This is a genomic window from Streptomyces sp. NPDC053750, assembly GCF_044544295.1.
Lineage (GTDB): Bacteria > Actinomycetota > Actinomycetes > Streptomycetales > Streptomycetaceae > Streptomyces.
This window is the reverse complement of record NZ_JBITXB010000009.1, coordinates 95,793-110,327: the sequence shown is the minus strand read 5'-3', so window position 1 is coordinate 110,327 and position 14,535 is coordinate 95,793. Positions and strand designations below refer to the sequence as shown.

Genomic DNA, 14,535 nt, shown 5'->3' with positions numbered 1-14,535 from the left:
GTGCAGTCAGCGGCGTCGGCGCGCGAGGCGGCGGAAGGCCTTCGGTCCGCCGGTGGGCGCGGGCAGCGCGCCGGCGACCGCGTCGGCGAGCAGTGTGCCGACCGTCTCGGCCGCGCACGCGCGGTTGGCGCCGATGCCTCCCGAGGGGCCGCGTTTGATCCAGCCCACGACGTACGTCCCCGGAGCGCCGGTCACCCGTCCGCGCTCGTGCGGCACGGTACCCGTGGCCTCGTCGAACGGCAGTCCCGCCTGCGGCACTCCGCGGTAGCCGATCGCCCGCAGCGCCAGGCCGGCCGGGATCTCGCGCTCACCGGCGCCACCGGTGACGCGCACCGCGCGGATGTCCTCGTCCCCGCACACTTCCACGGGCGTGGAGAGGAAGCGGAGCACGATGCGGCGCCGCCGTCCGGTCCCCTCCGGCGGCGCCGACCAGTCGACGGCCTCCCGCGGTAGGTCTCGCAGTACCCCCGCCTTGTCCTGCGGCCCGGCCGCGTCGATCGCCGCCCCGATGCGGGGGTCGTGGTCGTCGACGAGCAGGTCCAGCTCGGCACGGTGCTTCAGCGCGAGGAGTTCGGGCCGGGTGTAGGCGGCGTGTTCCGGACCCCGGCGCCCGAGCAGGACCACCTCGCGCACCTTGCTGCGGCGCAGCTCCGCCAGCGCGTGGCCGGCGATCGCCGTGCCGGCCAGCGTCTCCGGGTCGGAGACCAGGATCCGGGCGACGTCGAGGGCGACGTTGCCGTTGCCGACCACGACGACACGTTCGGCCGAGAGATCGACGGCGTCCGGGGCGACCTCGGGGTGTGCGTTGTACCAGGCGACGAAGGTGGTCGCGGAGACGCAGCCGGCCCGGTCCTCGCCGGGTATGCCGAGCCGACGGTCGCCGGCGGCGCCCACGGCGTAGATCACCGCATCGTGGTGTGCGGCGAGTTCCTCGGCCGTGATGTGACCGCCCACGTCGAGGCCGAGGTGCAGGCGTACGCGGGGATGGCTGTGGAAGCGGGCGAAGGTGTCGCCGATCTTCCTGGTGGCCGGGTGGTCCGGCGCCACGCCGTACCGGACGAGTCCGCCGGCCACCGGGAGCCGGTCGATCAGCGTCACCTCGGACCGGGTGTGCAGCAGCAGGTCCTCGGCGGCGTACATGCCGGCCGGTCCGGTGCCGACGATCGCGACCCGCAGCGGCCGGAAGTCCGAGGGCAGGACACGGTCGAAGGACGGCTCGCCCCAGGCATGGAAATTGGGACCGTGATCGGCCGTTCCGGAACCCGCCGTCGCCGGCGACTCGGTCTCGGGCCGGTCGAAGTAGGCCGCGTTGATGTCGGCGTACTCCCGCTGTGCCGGGGGCAGGCTGTCGACCGGGAAGACGGCGTCCACCGGACAGGCGTCGGCGCACGCGCCGCAGTCGATGCAGGCCTTGGGGTCGACGTACAGCATTTCCGTGCTGCCGAAGGCCCGCTCCTCGGGCGTGGGATGGATGCAGTTGACCGGGCAGACGGCCACGCAGGTGGCGTCGGCGCAGCAGGTCTGGGTGATCGCGAAGGCCATGTCGTCCGCTCGCCGGAAGGTCGTCAGATCAGGTTGGCGCGCTTGTAGAAGTACAGCGCGGGTTTGGTGAGCAGCCCCACCGAGGTCAGGAACTCCATCAGGCCCGCGCAGCTCGAGCGCATCATCGACTTGTGGTGCTCGTTGGCCCTGGCCTCGCGCAGGGCGCGTTCCTCGTCCAGTCCGGCGTTCGCGTAGACCTTCCGGTTCACCATGCTGGTGACGATGACGTAGGACGCCACGGCGATCAGGAAGGAGTGGATGTGGCGGCGCGTCCGTCCGGCGCGTGCGAGGTGCCTGCGTGTCTCCTCGCGGGCGAACTTCATGTGCCGTGACTCCTCCACGACATGGATGTTGTTGATGGTGCGGACGAACGGGACGACCCGCTCGTCGCGCATCCAGTCGCGCTGCATGACGTCGAGGACCTCTTCGGCGACCAGGATCGCCGCGTAGGCCGCCTCGCCGAACGCGACGGTCTTGAAGACCCGGCCGAGTTCGACCGCCACCCGGTGCGGTCGGTAGGCCGGGGCCCGGAGCTTCTTCGCGCCGCGGGCGAACATGATCGAGTGGCGGCACTCGTCGGCGATCTCGGTGAGCGCCCACTGGAAGGTGTCGTCCGTCGGGTCCTTGGCGTAGATGTCCCGCAGCACCATCTGCTGCAGGATCATCTCGAACCAGATGCCGGTGCTGGCCACCGAGGCGGCTTCCTGGCGCGTCAACTCCTTGCGCTGCGCGTCGGTCATCTCGTCCCAGTACGCCGTCCCGTAGAGGGTGCTCCACTCCGGGCTCGCGCCGTGGAAGCCCTCGTCGAGGGGGGTCTCCCAGTCGACCTCGGTGAGCGGGTCGTACGAGAGCTGCGCGGACGAGTCCAGCAGCCGCCGCGCGATGTCGTCCTCGGGGGCGTGGCTCCGGGTCTTGGGCCGCGGGATGTTGATGGCCATGCGGGGGCTCCTCGAGTCGAGTCCGGGAAGTTCCTCGTCCATCACTGCTATTACCGTCGGTAACACAGTCTGCTTGTTGACGAACCTTATAGCAAGAGGAGTCTTCCGCCTACCCCCGAGTAACCGGGGAGTGCGGCCGGCTCGTGGCCGCTGCCGCACCCGGCCGCGCGGAGCGGGAGGGCACCCGCGCCCGCGCCGCTTGCCGGGGGTCTACTCCGCCTGCGTCGCGATCTGGATCAGGTTGCCGCAGGTGTCGTCGAGGACGGCGGTGGTGACGGGCCCCATCTCCAAGGGCTCCTGGGTGAAGCGCACGCCGAGGCCGCGCAGGCGCTCGTACTCGGCCTTCACGTCGTCGACGGCGAACTGGGCGAGCGGGATGCCGTCCGCGACCAGTGCGTCGCGGTAGGGCTTGACGGCCGGGTGGCCGGCGGGCTCCAGGAGGAGTTCGGTGCCTTCGGGCTCGTCGGGCGAGACGACGGTCAGCCAGCGGTCCTTCTCGCCCACCGGGACGTCGTGCTTCTTCACGAAGCCGAGGATCTCGGTGTAGAAGTGCAGAGCCTTGGCCTGGTCGTCGACGAAGACGCTGGTCAGGTGGATCTTCATGAGGTGTTCTCCTTCGGTCCGGATGTGCCGTGCACGAGCCATCGCTCGACTATCTGCCGCAGCGGAGCCGTGTTCAGGTCGTGGAACTTGTAGCGGCCCTCACGCCTGGTCTCGACGAGTCCGGCGGCCTCCAGGACGGCGAGGTGCTGGGAGACTCCCTGGCGGGAGATGCCGAGCCGGTGCTTCATGCTCAGTCGCGAGCAGATCTCGAACAGTGTCTGTCCGGACTTCTCCGTGAGCTCGTCGATGATGATGCGGCGCGTGGGGTCGGCAAGGGCTTTGAAGACGTCGTCGGCCACCACTCCAGGATAGGCAAGCATTTACTTGCCTATCAAGTCGGCAGTCACGTGTCGATCAGTGCCGCGCCTGAGCCCGCCTACGACATCGCCGGCTGCGCCTTCGGCTATGGACGTATCGGTGCCGGGCACTTAGCGTCCCCGGCATGACAGAGCGACGTTCCATTCTCAGCGGCTCGACGTTCGAAGAGCAGATCGGCTACGCCCGCGCGGTGGTCGACGGGGACTGGGTCCACGTGTCCGGGACGACCGGGTTCGACTACACCACCATGACGATTTCCGACGACGTGGTGGAGCAGGCCGAGCAGTGCCTGCGCAACATCGAGGCGGCGCTGGACGAGGTGAAGTGCACGTTCGCCGACGTGGTCCGGGTGCGCTATCTGCTCCCGGACCGCGCCGACTTCGAGCCCTGCTGGCCGGTGCTGCGCCGCACCTTCGGCGAGGTCCGGCCGGCCGCCACGATGCTCATGTGTGGTCTCGCCGACCCCCGTATGAAGATCGAGATCGAGGTGTACGCACGACGGACCACCGCATAACAGGCCATACGGCGGCGCCTGTGTGTGGGGCGTCGTGGCCGCCGGAGGGGGTGGCCAGGGCCTTCGCGGGGGAGAACACCTGGACACCGTCCGGGGCGGGTCGAGGTCAGCCGCCGGCACACTGCGCGGTGACTTCGCCCGCCTGGGCTGCTGCGGAAGACCGAGCGCCAACAACCTCCGGCAGGCCGAGGAGTCCGCCGACTCACTGCCGGCACGCGGGAGGCCGGCCGCGGCCACACACCGCACGACCGCGCCGGCTGGGGCGCCGGGGGCATGACCCGGTCTCGGCTCCTGCTCGGCTCCGGCTTGTACCGGCAGGGGGAGTGAGGCATATGAGGAAGGTGGCTGCGCATGTGGAGTCCGAGCAGCCCTTCCGGGGCGTGTCCGCTGGCCCGAGCCGGCAGCTTCGAGGTGCGCGGGAGGAGGGCTGTTGACTTCCGTCGAACAGTGTCTCTCCCCAGGGGCACACCGCACACCTGCGGACGCACGGACGATGTGTGAACGCGTTGAACGTCGGTCGAGGCAGACGTCGGGGTGAGCCGTTCCCCCGGACGGTGGTGCAGGAAACGACTGCGACCACCGCCGGTTGAACGATGGACCCATGAACGATCCGTTCTTCGACCATGTTGCCGCCCTGGCCCGTCACGCCTCCGGGGCGACGGAACAAGTGAATGCCGTCCAGGCAGTCCCTGAGCCGGCTCGGTCGTCGGAACCGGTGCCGCGATCCGGGTCGGCGGGACCGCTGCCCGAGGATGCCGACGGAACTGCGGAATCCGTGCCAGCCGCAGGAGGCCGGCTGGGTGAGAGCGCAGGACGGTCTGCTTCTCAGTGAGAGCGGTCACCCCGACCGCTCCCACGCTCCTGGCCCGTGCGCCTGCTCGACAAGGTCCTGCATGGGACGGCGACGACGGACATCCCGAGCAGCCGACCGTACGCGCTCCTGGCCGTCCGCGGCCACGACCATGACGAGTACCGGGGTCTGTGGCCGGCGGCGTCCCCGCAAGCCCCGGACCGACGGGCGAGGGGCCGACGTGGTCCCCCTGCAGAGGCCGGAGCATGTCTTCCGTCCAGGAGGGGACGACCTCGCCGCGGCGAGTCCCGAGCTGGTGCGCGCGATGGTGAAGACGTTGTCGGCATGCTCACGTTACGTGGAGGCCGATGCCCGTTCAGCCGCCGGGTCGCACCCGCCCCCCTGAAGGCCGTAGCCGGTTGCGGACGACTCGTACCGAGCTGTCAGCCCCGTTCAGAGGAGGATGGTGAGGACTTCCGTGCCGGTCCGCTCGTCGATGCTCGACGTGAGGCAGCCAAGGACGTCGAGATCGATGGTCGTCACCTCGCGTACGACTGCGGAACCTTGCGCGTAGCCGGAGGTCACGGTGCCGACCCCGGTCACGACGGTCTGGTTGGCTGCCCGGACGACGGTCGGCACGGTGAGGGCGACAGTGCTGGTCTGGCCATCGGCCCAGTGATAGACCATGACGCTGGTGGGCAGGACGGTGTCCGTGAGCGGTGGTACGAGACAGCTGGCCTGCTCGGTGAAGGCAGCCGATGTGGTACCGGTGAGGAAGGGGCCGCCGACACACGTCAGTTCCTCGTCGACGCCGACGTCCGTCGTACGGGGCAGGGGGCCCAACGGGGGAGAGTACGTCTGCTTTGCCGCTCCGGTACAGACCACGGTGGCGGCTGCCTCTTCCTGCGCGGCCTGTGCTGTCCCGGCAGGAAGAAGAACCATGGCAGCGAGAACGGTCAGGGAGAGCGTGAGGGGTCTGTGTTTACGGGACATGTTCCGGCCTTTCCAACTGGCGTCGGATGGTACGCGTGACCAGGTCTCCTACGGGGGAGGGGCGGCTGGGAGCGACAGCGGTGTCGGCAGGGCTCGACGGCGAAGCCCGCCGTGGCCCGGCCTATTACTCTGTCTCCGAGCGTCACATTCGTCCATAGCTCGGCAGGGGGGGCGTATCAATGGCCCGTCAGAGCGCATGGGGCTGGGTTCTGTGCCAGGCGACAGGCCCCGGCGACCGTACGCCGACCGCGGCCACGGCTCGGACAGGTAGCGCCGCCTGCGTGGAGACGCGGTAGCGCACCCGGGATCGTCCGACGCGGCGTCGCCCACGGCTCCGGAATGGGTTAGAGCGCCGGCCATCCCCAGGTGTCGACTGACCACCGTCCGTGCAGATGTTCCGCATGCCGAAGTCTCTTCCGTCGCGACGTCAGAGCGCCTTCGTGCAACACGTTCACGCATCCTCCAGCGGGGTGGATGTATGAGGGACCTGCTTGAGGAGAGCCGCAGTACAGGGCCAGTGGATGGTCCGGCGGTCCCGTCGATTCAGCCGCCCAGCCTCCCCTTCGATTACCGAGTGCTCCGTCACTGCACCCGGATGCGCAGGGGTTCCTGAGGACGAACCATCCGCGGGCAGGGTGCGGCCGACGCGGCCAAGCAGAGAGCACGACCGTGAACGATCCACTGCACGAAAAGAGGAGGGTGGTTCCTGTGCCGGACGACAAGAACGCAGGAGACGAGGGACGCGCCGCCCCGGTGACCGGCCAGCTGAGCGGCGAGGAGCTGCTGACGACGACCCGGTCCGTGCGCAGGCGACTGGACCTCGACCGGCCGGTCGACATCCGTCTCGTGCATGAGGCCCTGTCGACGGCGTTGCAGGCGCCCAATGGCTCCAATGACCAGCCATGGCAGTGGATCGTGGTGACGGACGCAGAGCGCAGGGGGCGACTGGCCGAGTGCTACCGGCGGGCTGCCCGTCCGTATCTGGAGGCGATGGCGGAGCAGGCGGCGGAGGAGCCGGAGCGTACCGGTGTGTGGAAGGCGTCCGTTCATCTGTCGGAGCACCTGCACCGCGTCCCCGTCCTCGCGGTGCCCTGCCTGAGCGTGTCACCCGGCGACTTCGAGGAAAGGTTCACGAGCTTGGGATTCCCGTTTCCGGTGGACCATGTCGCGCACTCCGTGTACTACGGCTCGATCTGGCCCGCCATGTGGAGTCTGATGCTCGCTCTACGGTTGCGCGGCCTGGCCTGCGCGGTGACGGCCTTGCACCTGGCCCGTGCTCAGGAGGCGGCGGAGATTCTCCGGCTGCCGGATCACGTCACCCAGGCCGGTCTCCTGGCCGTGGCGCACCCCAGGGGCACATCCTTTCGTCCGGCGCCCCGCAGGGCCGTGGATGAAGTGCTGCACCTGGACGTCTGGTGACCCCGCCGCTCGCCTGCCCGAGAGAGCTCGTCGAACACTTCTCACCGATCTGAACAGGATTGACACCACATGGTCGACCAGCAAAAGCCCGTGAAAACGCAAGTGCCCCCGGATGAGGCGACCGTGGGCGTCGACGGTCCCTACGCCTCGGCCCGGCGCGTCATCGTCCGGGAACTGGATGCCATGCTCTCCCATGTCGACGACCGGAGCTCCGCCGCCCTCGTCACCGCGCTCCGCAGCGCAGCGAGGATCTTCGTGGCGGGAGCCGGCCGCTCCAAGCTCTCCGCGGAGGGGTTCGCGATGCGTTTGACGCATCTGGGGCTGCGTGCCCACGTCGCCGGTGACGCCACCACTCCTGCCATCGGCACAGGCGACCTGCTGGTGGTGTGCAGCGGGTCGGGCGAGACCCCCACATCAGTGGTGATGGCGGAGAACGCCGCCGGCGCAGGCGCCCGGACCGCGGCGGTGACGGCGAACGCGGACTCGAGGCTGGCCCGGCGGGCCGACCTGGTGGTGCACCTGGCCGAGTACAGCCAGGACCACGAACCCGACCGATCGATCCAGTTCGTCGGCACCCTCTTCGAACAGGGCGCCCTCGTGTACTTCGACTCCCTGGTCCTTGCCTACCAGCAGATGCATGAGGTCGACCCGCGCGACATGCTCGCCGCCCACACCAACCTCGAGTAGGCACAGGAACGCGTATGACGACACCAGTTTCACTGACCAGTACCAAGATGAATCTCGGTCTGCGCCAGACCGAGGAATGGATCAACGACGTGCTCCTGCCCAGGGCCGAGGCCCTGGGACGGCTGCGCTTCTGCGTCTGTCTGCCCCACCCGCTTCTTCCCCTCGGCATACGCCGCATCGAGGGCACCGGCATGAGCATCGGGGCCCAGAACGTGTGGTGTGAGGCCGGAGCGGTCACCGGAGAGGTGTCCGCCGGCCTGCTGGCCGAGATCGGCTGCACGCACGTCATGGTCGGACACGCCGAGCGGCGCCGCCTGTTCGCCGAGGACGGCCGGCTCATCGGCCGCAAGGCCCGGGCGACCTCGCTCGCCGGCCTGACTCCGGTGATATGTGTCGGTGAGAACGAGCGCCTCGGTCGTGCCGAGACCGTGACCCAGGTCCGCCGACAGGCGTCGGCGGCTTGGCAGGCCCTTCCCGCCGGTGCGGCAGCCGTCGTTCTCTACGAACCCGCGTGGGCCATAGGGTCCGATCAAGGCGCCGAGCCTCACCAGGCAGCCGCGGTACTGGACGCCCTGCACCAGGCGGCGCCCAGTCACCTCACCCTTGCCGTGATCTACGGCGGCGCTGTCACGGCGGGCACCTACTCCTCCCTGCGCCGACTCGCTCCCTGGGACGGAGTGGCACTGGGCCGAGCCGCCCAGGATGCCGCGCTGCTCGACGAGGTGCTCGGCGAACTCGTGGAGTCGGCAGGGCGAGACTCGGAATGCGGCAGGTGACGGTTGAGCAGGGACAGCGAATGGGTGTGGGAGTACGAGGGTTACCGGCCCGACGAAGAAGGTGTACGCGAGACGCTGTGCGTCCTGGGCAACGGAGTCTTCGGCGTCCGGGCAGCCGTCCCCGGAGAGGGCTCCGGAGCTCCGCACTACCGGGGCTCCTATGCCGCCGGCTGCTACAGCCGCAGTTCCGTGCGGATAGAAGGACACACCGTGCACTGTGAAGCCATGGCCAACCTGCCCGACTGGCTGTGGACGCGCCTGCGGCCCTGCAGCCAGGACGAAGCCGATGAGCCATGGTTGTCCGTCGACCGCACCGAGCTGCTGCGCTACCGTCTCGAGCTCGACCTGCGCAGAGGCGGGCTCACCCGCCTCATCCGGTACCGGGACCGCAGGGGAAGGCAAACCCGTGTGGTGCAGCGCGTCCTGCTGAGCATGGACGACCCGACTCTGGCTCTGGTGAAGACGACCGTCACCGCGGAGAACTGGCACGGCATCCTGCAGGTGGAATCGTCGCTGGACGGCTCCGTCACCAACAGCCAGGTGGACCGTTACAGCGCCTTCGGCGAGCAGTACCTCACCGATTTCCACAGCGCCGGCCAGGCCGACCGGGGCATTGTGCTCATGGGCTGCCGGACCCTGGGGACCGGTGTCTCCGTCGCCCTGGCGGCCGCGACCCACGCCCTCGATGTGCGCAACAGCGTCCCAACACCGGGCAGGTCCCACGACGCGAAGAACACGTGCCCCCGGCGCCCGGGTACGGTACTGCACCTCTCGGTTGTGCCCGGACGCGATGTCGAGGTGGTCAAGACCGTCACGCTCCTGACCTCCCGGACACTCTCCCCGAAACGACTGGCGGAGCGCGCCGCGGTGAGAGTGGCGTCAGCCCCGCACCCGTCCGAGCTGACGGCTCGTCATGAAGCGGCCTGGCGGAAGCTTTGGAGTCGGTCACCGCAACCGTCCTCCACCGTACCGAAGCAGGGCTACCGGTTGCACCAGTTCCATCTCCTGCAGACGCTGTCACCTCACATCACGGGCCTGGACGCCGGATTCCCTGCCCGCGGTCTGCACGGCGAGGAGTATCAAGGGCGCATCTTCTGGGACGAGTTGTTCGCCGTGCCCTGGTTGTCTCTGCACTGGCCCCGCACGGCCCGAGCGCTGCTCGACTACCGGTACCGCAGGCTCCCCGCCGCCCGCGCCGCAGCCGCGGCGACCGGCCTCAAAGGCGCCCTGTATCCCTGGCAGAGCGCCGCGAGCGGGAGCGAGGCGACCGTGCCGCTCGTCCTCAACCCGCTCAGCGGCCGATGGACCGCCGACCACAGTGCGCTGCAACGCCACATCAACTCTGCCATCGCCTACAGCGTCCACCAGTACGTCCGCCTCAGTGGCGATCTTCCCTATCTGCACGCGCGCGGAGCGGAGGTGATCATCGAGACAGCCCGCATGTGGGCAAGCACCGCCGCCCGCCACTTCGACGGTCGCCGCTATCACATCGTGGGAGTCATGGGACCGGACGAGTACCACGACGCGTACCCCGGCAACGCCGTACCCGGCCTGCGGGACAACGCCTACACCAACGTCACGGCTGCCTGGACGCTTCAGCTGGCCCACCGACTGTGGCACCGGCTGCCCGCACCCCAGCGGGAACGGCTGACGGGCCTTCTGTCCATGACACCGGACGAACCACAGTCCTGGCCGGAGATCTCACACCGGCTGTACGTTCCGTTCCACGACGGCGTCATCAGTCAATTCGACGGATACGGCGAGCTGGCCGAATTCGACTGGAACGGCTACCGCTCGCGGTACCGAGATCTGAGAAGGCTCGACCGAATCCTGGAGCGGGAGGGAGACCACCCCAACCGCTACAGGCTGAGCAAGCAGGCCGACGCCCTCATGCTCGGCTACGTGTTCTCGCCGAAGGAACTGTTGGCGATGCTCCAGCACATGGGGTACTCAGGGGACATCGACCTCTGGCAGCGCACCGTCGCCCACTATCTGCCCCGAACCACCCACGGGTCCACCCTCAGCGCCGCCGTCCACGCCCACGTACTCGGGGATCTTGGACATCCGGCCGCTGCAGCCTTCGCCCGCCGTGCCCTGAGGGTCGACACGGACGACACCGAACGGACCGGAACACCCTACGGGATACATCTCGGTGCCATGGCAGCCGCCCTACGCCTCGCCACGGACGGGACGACTCAGGGGGGACCACGGCCGACCGACCGGAACACATGATCAGACGGGCCCGTCGCGGGTGTTCCGGGCGCACAGGGCACGACCTGGGACTGCCGGGATGCTGGAGCCTGCGGCGAGCAGCCACCGAGGGTCTTCACGTGGTCCGCAGTCCCTGCGGTGAAGCCGTCGCGGATCCCAGAGCCACGGTCCTGCCCAACAGGGAAGCCACCTCAGGGACACGTCGGAATGGCATGAGCCTTGCCTGCAACTCATGGAGCAGCTGCTCGCAACGGCGTGAGTGCGCCATCCGGTACTCATCGGCGAACAGCCGGCCATGGACGCACGCTTCGTCCACCCGACCTCGGTCCAGGAGCACCAGGGCCAGCCGCACCTGGCTCAGTGCTCGCATACGGTATTCGGGAGGGGGGCGCTCCTCCGCCGCGTAACGCAGAGCGGAAAGCGCTGCGTCGCCGTCACCGAGACGATACAGCGTCATCCCCTTCCTGTAGTCGAAGCCGGCTCTCGGGTAGGAGGTGAAGGGTCCTTGGTCGGAACCCGCTTCCTCAAGGCATCCCTCCGCCGCCTCGACGTCGACGTAGGCGTCGCGGCGCTGCCCTGACAGCGCGCGTACGTAGGCGCGTTGCACGAGCACGAATGCGTGTAAGTCGCCGTTTCCCGGTCCCCTGGCGGTGGCGGTGGCGACGGCGGCGTCGGCGAGGGCCGCCGCGTACCGGAGCGCTTCCATCCGGACCGCTTGAACACTCATCGCCCGCAGTGTCATCGCGCGCATCCTCAGGTCCCCGGCTTCGGCCGCGATCCCCAGAGCGAAGGCGTAGTAGCGTTGCGCGAGGCCTTGGTGGCCGTCGTCCGCCGACATGTTCCCCAGGACATGAGCCAGTTGTGCCGTGGTCGTCAGGAGATCCCTGCGCACGGCGGGGGGCGCGGGCCGGGAAAGGTGTTGCCCCATGTCGTCTCCGATGTAGGAGGCAAGCGCCGCGCGGGCGTGCCCGCCACCGAATCGGTGCCAGTTCGAGGTGAACTGGCACACCATGAATCGGGACCTGTCGACGTCGGACTGGCCGACCCCGGTGGACTGCCTGCTCTGCCTGGCAACCGTCTGCACGGACCTGCTGTCGGCAGGTGGTAAGCGCCGTTCTCGAAAGATGACGCCGGTCACCTGGGGGCGAAGTGTCGGACTGGCGTCCGACCTGGCCAGGGTGATGAGACCGCGAAGGGGGTCCGCCCGCTCACCGTTCTCGGCCTCGGTGATCCCGTGCTCGGGGGGTGCATCGCTCAGTCCGGTGTCGCTCACGCTGACCAGGCGGCCGGTTCGGCGGCTCAGGGCTTCGGCCACCAGCTGAGGAACCAGTCCTCTGGGACGGGACCCACTGAGCCAGTGCGCCACTGTGGTGCGGTCGTATCGCAGGGACAGACCTTCCGCAGCTGCCAGGCGATTGACGATCCTCGCCAGTTCTGCGGCGGTCATTTCCGCTTCGGCCAGCAGACCCGCGAGGCGGGTGTTGCGTTCGCGACGACGTGGCACGGCGGTGACTCCCTCTCCGGGAACGTCTACGTATCCTCTGGAACGCCGAAATGGGAAGCCCTTGGGTCGATTCACCCCAAGGGGAGAACTTCATTGTGCATGGGCGTCGGACCTTGCCAATGGCACGAGCAGGTCAGTGTGAATGCTCCCCCGCCGACAACACACGGGGTTTCCATCCGTCGCACCTCGTGTGTGCAGCGGATGGCGAGTTCGAGGAGCGCTACGGGAGCAAGGCGGAAAGCAGGGCGAACCACCTCCTTTGTTTTGGGCCCGGCTCCCGCCGACACCCACGACGGGATCCCCGCGCCGGCCGACCTGCCGGCCTCGGCAGCGTCAACTCCTGCCGGCTCACGCCGTTTCGAGCGTACGGAGAGCGCGCTCCTCGCCTGGCCACAACCGATCTCCGACAGCTGAAGCAGAGCGTTCCCGTCTCAGTCATAATTGACCGATTGATGGCAGGAAGGTTCAGAGACCGTCGTAATGGCCGTGCGAACGCACAGGTTCGACCATGTAGGTCGTGACTCTTGTGGGACCCCCAGACGTGCGCTTCCATGTCCTGCATCCGGTCCGCAGGTTGACGGCCATGGTGCGAGCTCCTGCGATGTCGAGCTGAGGGCTCGCAGGTCGTGGCGGATGCCAGGCTCGCGCGGGATTTGACCGGTCATGTGCCGAATCGCAGTACGCCGAGCCGTACAGTGAGCCGACTGGCGTCGACCCGGGTCCGTGGATGCCCCCTCATCGAAGGACGGTCCATGCCATGCGCAAGGTTTTCGCCTCCCTTCTGACTGCCTCGGCTCTCGGCGCCTCTGTCGTCCTCCCCGCGGCGCCCGCGACGGCGGCCGCGGACGACGACGGTGTCGTCACCTGTCCCTTGGGCGTGCAGAGCACCTCCTACTCGCCCGGCCTCACTCTCGCTACGCCCGCCCCGCACGTCGACGTGCACTCCAGCGGCACCCTGGGGCCCTGTGTCTCCACCGATCTTCAGCACACGGCGGGGACCTACACCTTCGACGGCAGCGGCAACCTCAACTGCCTGGGAGGCGGCAGTGCCGGAACCGGCAAGATCGTGTGGGCCGATCCCGCCACACAGCCTTCCCACTTCACCTTCACCAGCTCCCTGGCGCTCCGACCCAACGGCACGACGGTTCTCGTCGCCACCGGGCCGATCACCCAAGGCGACTACACAGGACACACGATCGTGAACACGGTCGTCATCACCAGCCTCGACCTCCTGGCATGCGCGACGCCAGGCGGGCTCACCACCACGTCCGGTCCCTTCGCCGTCACCGTGCTTTGACGACGCAGGTCTGTCAGCGGGGCTGCCGGCGGCCATACCGGACCCCGTGTGCCCAGGAGCCCACGAAACGGAGCAGGAATGCGTGACCGTCCGAGACAACTCTTCCGGAAGTTGGTCGCGGTGGCCGGAATGGCACTGCCCGCCGCGCTCCTGTGCTCGGTTGAACCGCTCGGCGCGACGTCGGCCGCGGCGTCGGACGCCTCTGCCGCCGCCCTGGTGACCTGCGTCGGGCAGCAGGTGACCGACTACAGCCCGGGGCTGCACCTCACCCAGCCCCGGAACGTCGTCTACCAGGCCAACGGCACGTACGCCTCGTGTCCCCTCAACGACGGGGTGAGCGGGGTGACCTATGCCGAGGGCGGGGCGGTGACGGGTGCCACCTGTCTCGCCTTCCCGAGCACGGCGACGGCGACCTTGACCTGGAGCAACGGGCAGCATTCCACCGTACAGGTCACGGGCACCGAGATCGATGTCGCCGGAGCCACCCAGGTCTACGTCTCACTGGGCACGGTGGTGTCGGGCCGCTATGCCGGATCGTTGGTGAACGTGACCACGGAGATCATCCCCGATCTCACCAACCCGGTCCCGTGTCTGACCTCCACCGGTCTCACACACGTCAGCGGACTGTCCACGCTCATCATCCTGTGAGTGGCCCGGCCCGAGGCGACGAGCACCGTCCGGTCCCACCGTCGGTGAACCCTCGGGCGGGCGCAGGACACGTCCGTCCATGTGTCACAACCACACGGCGGTTGCACTGGGGCGAGCACCTCCGACGGCAGGTCGTGGGCCGGGCTGCGTCCGGGCAAGGATGGCCACGGGGGACGCGGCGGCGTCCCGATTGCGTCGCGCCTGTTGATCCGCAACGACCGGTCGGTGGGCGCCCGGGTGGGAGTTCCCGAGGTGGCGCTGAGTCGCCACCTCGTCGAGGGTCCGACCCTCGTCT

The 14,535-nt window shown here is 68.7% G+C and carries 13 protein-coding genes; 7 read left to right on the top strand and 6 right to left on the bottom strand.

Annotated features, from left to right (window positions below):
- Positions 1 to 6: 6 nt before the first annotated feature.
- From ACIGO6_RS24975 to ACIGO6_RS24960, 4 genes are all read right to left on the bottom strand, one after another.
- Complete coding sequence (locus tag ACIGO6_RS24975) at positions 7 to 1,542, bottom strand: FAD-dependent oxidoreductase (protein WP_399879665.1); 1,536 nt, start codon at positions 1,540 to 1,542, stop codon at positions 7 to 9.
- 23 nt (positions 1,543 to 1,565) lie between these two features.
- Entirely contained in the window at positions 1,566 to 2,480 is a 915-nt protein-coding gene (locus tag ACIGO6_RS24970) for a diiron oxygenase (protein WP_399879663.1), read from the bottom strand.
- Positions 2,481 to 2,690: 210 nt separating this feature from the next.
- Complete coding sequence (locus ACIGO6_RS24965; RefSeq protein ID WP_399879662.1) at positions 2,691 to 3,083, bottom strand: VOC family protein; 393 nt, start codon at positions 3,081 to 3,083, stop codon at positions 2,691 to 2,693.
- Positions 3,080 to 3,382 (bottom strand): ArsR/SmtB family transcription factor, encoded by a 303-nt coding sequence (locus tag ACIGO6_RS24960; RefSeq protein WP_399879660.1) that lies wholly within the window; start codon positions 3,380 to 3,382, stop codon positions 3,080 to 3,082. Before ACIGO6_RS24960 ends, ACIGO6_RS24965 begins: the two co-directional genes overlap by 4 nt.
- A 143-nt stretch (positions 3,383 to 3,525) precedes the next feature.
- Between ACIGO6_RS24960 and ACIGO6_RS24955 the strand changes: the two genes are divergently transcribed.
- Positions 3,526 to 3,915: a RidA family protein gene (locus tag ACIGO6_RS24955; RefSeq protein ID WP_399879658.1), complete on the top strand. Its 390-nt coding sequence runs from the start codon at positions 3,526 to 3,528 to the stop codon at positions 3,913 to 3,915.
- A gap of 1,243 nt (positions 3,916 to 5,158) precedes the next feature.
- Here the strand turns inward: ACIGO6_RS24955 and ACIGO6_RS24950 are convergent.
- A complete protein-coding gene (locus ACIGO6_RS24950; RefSeq protein ID WP_399879657.1) occupies positions 5,159 to 5,548 on the bottom strand; it encodes a hypothetical protein in 390 nt (129 codons plus the stop codon).
- Between the two features lie 858 nt (positions 5,549 to 6,406).
- Between ACIGO6_RS24950 and ACIGO6_RS24945 the strand changes: the two genes are divergently transcribed.
- From ACIGO6_RS24945 to ACIGO6_RS24930, 4 genes are all read left to right on the top strand, one after another.
- Positions 6,407 to 7,117, top strand: coding sequence for a nitroreductase family protein (locus tag ACIGO6_RS24945; protein ID WP_399879655.1), 711 nt, complete (start codon positions 6,407 to 6,409; stop codon positions 7,115 to 7,117).
- Between the two features lie 123 nt (positions 7,118 to 7,240).
- Complete coding sequence (gene hxlB, locus ACIGO6_RS24940) at positions 7,241 to 7,804, top strand: 6-phospho-3-hexuloisomerase (protein ID WP_399879653.1); 564 nt, start codon at positions 7,241 to 7,243, stop codon at positions 7,802 to 7,804.
- 14 nt (positions 7,805 to 7,818) lie between these two features.
- Positions 7,819 to 8,580: a triose-phosphate isomerase gene (locus ACIGO6_RS24935; protein WP_399879651.1), complete on the top strand. Its 762-nt coding sequence runs from the start codon at positions 7,819 to 7,821 to the stop codon at positions 8,578 to 8,580.
- A 3-nt stretch (positions 8,581 to 8,583) separates the two neighbouring features.
- Positions 8,584 to 10,812, top strand: a complete 2,229-nt coding sequence (locus tag ACIGO6_RS24930) for a glycoside hydrolase family 65 protein (protein ID WP_399879650.1) — start codon at positions 8,584 to 8,586, stop codon at positions 10,810 to 10,812.
- A gap of 94 nt (positions 10,813 to 10,906) precedes the next feature.
- On the opposite strand, the gene ACIGO6_RS24925 is transcribed toward ACIGO6_RS24930, so the two are convergent.
- On the bottom strand, positions 10,907 to 12,295 hold the full coding sequence (locus ACIGO6_RS24925; RefSeq protein ID WP_399879649.1) for a tol-pal system YbgF family protein: 1,389 nt from the start codon (positions 12,293 to 12,295) through the stop codon (positions 10,907 to 10,909).
- Between the two features lie 757 nt (positions 12,296 to 13,052).
- Between ACIGO6_RS24925 and ACIGO6_RS24920 the strand changes: the two genes are divergently transcribed.
- Together ACIGO6_RS24920 and ACIGO6_RS24915 are read left to right on the top strand one after the other, a co-directional pair.
- Complete coding sequence (locus tag ACIGO6_RS24920; protein ID WP_399879647.1) at positions 13,053 to 13,592, top strand: hypothetical protein; 540 nt, start codon at positions 13,053 to 13,055, stop codon at positions 13,590 to 13,592.
- 78 nt (positions 13,593 to 13,670) lie between these two features.
- Positions 13,671 to 14,240: a hypothetical protein gene (locus tag ACIGO6_RS24915; protein WP_399879646.1), complete on the top strand. Its 570-nt coding sequence runs from the start codon at positions 13,671 to 13,673 to the stop codon at positions 14,238 to 14,240.
- The last annotated feature ends 295 nt before the right edge of the window (positions 14,241 to 14,535 follow it).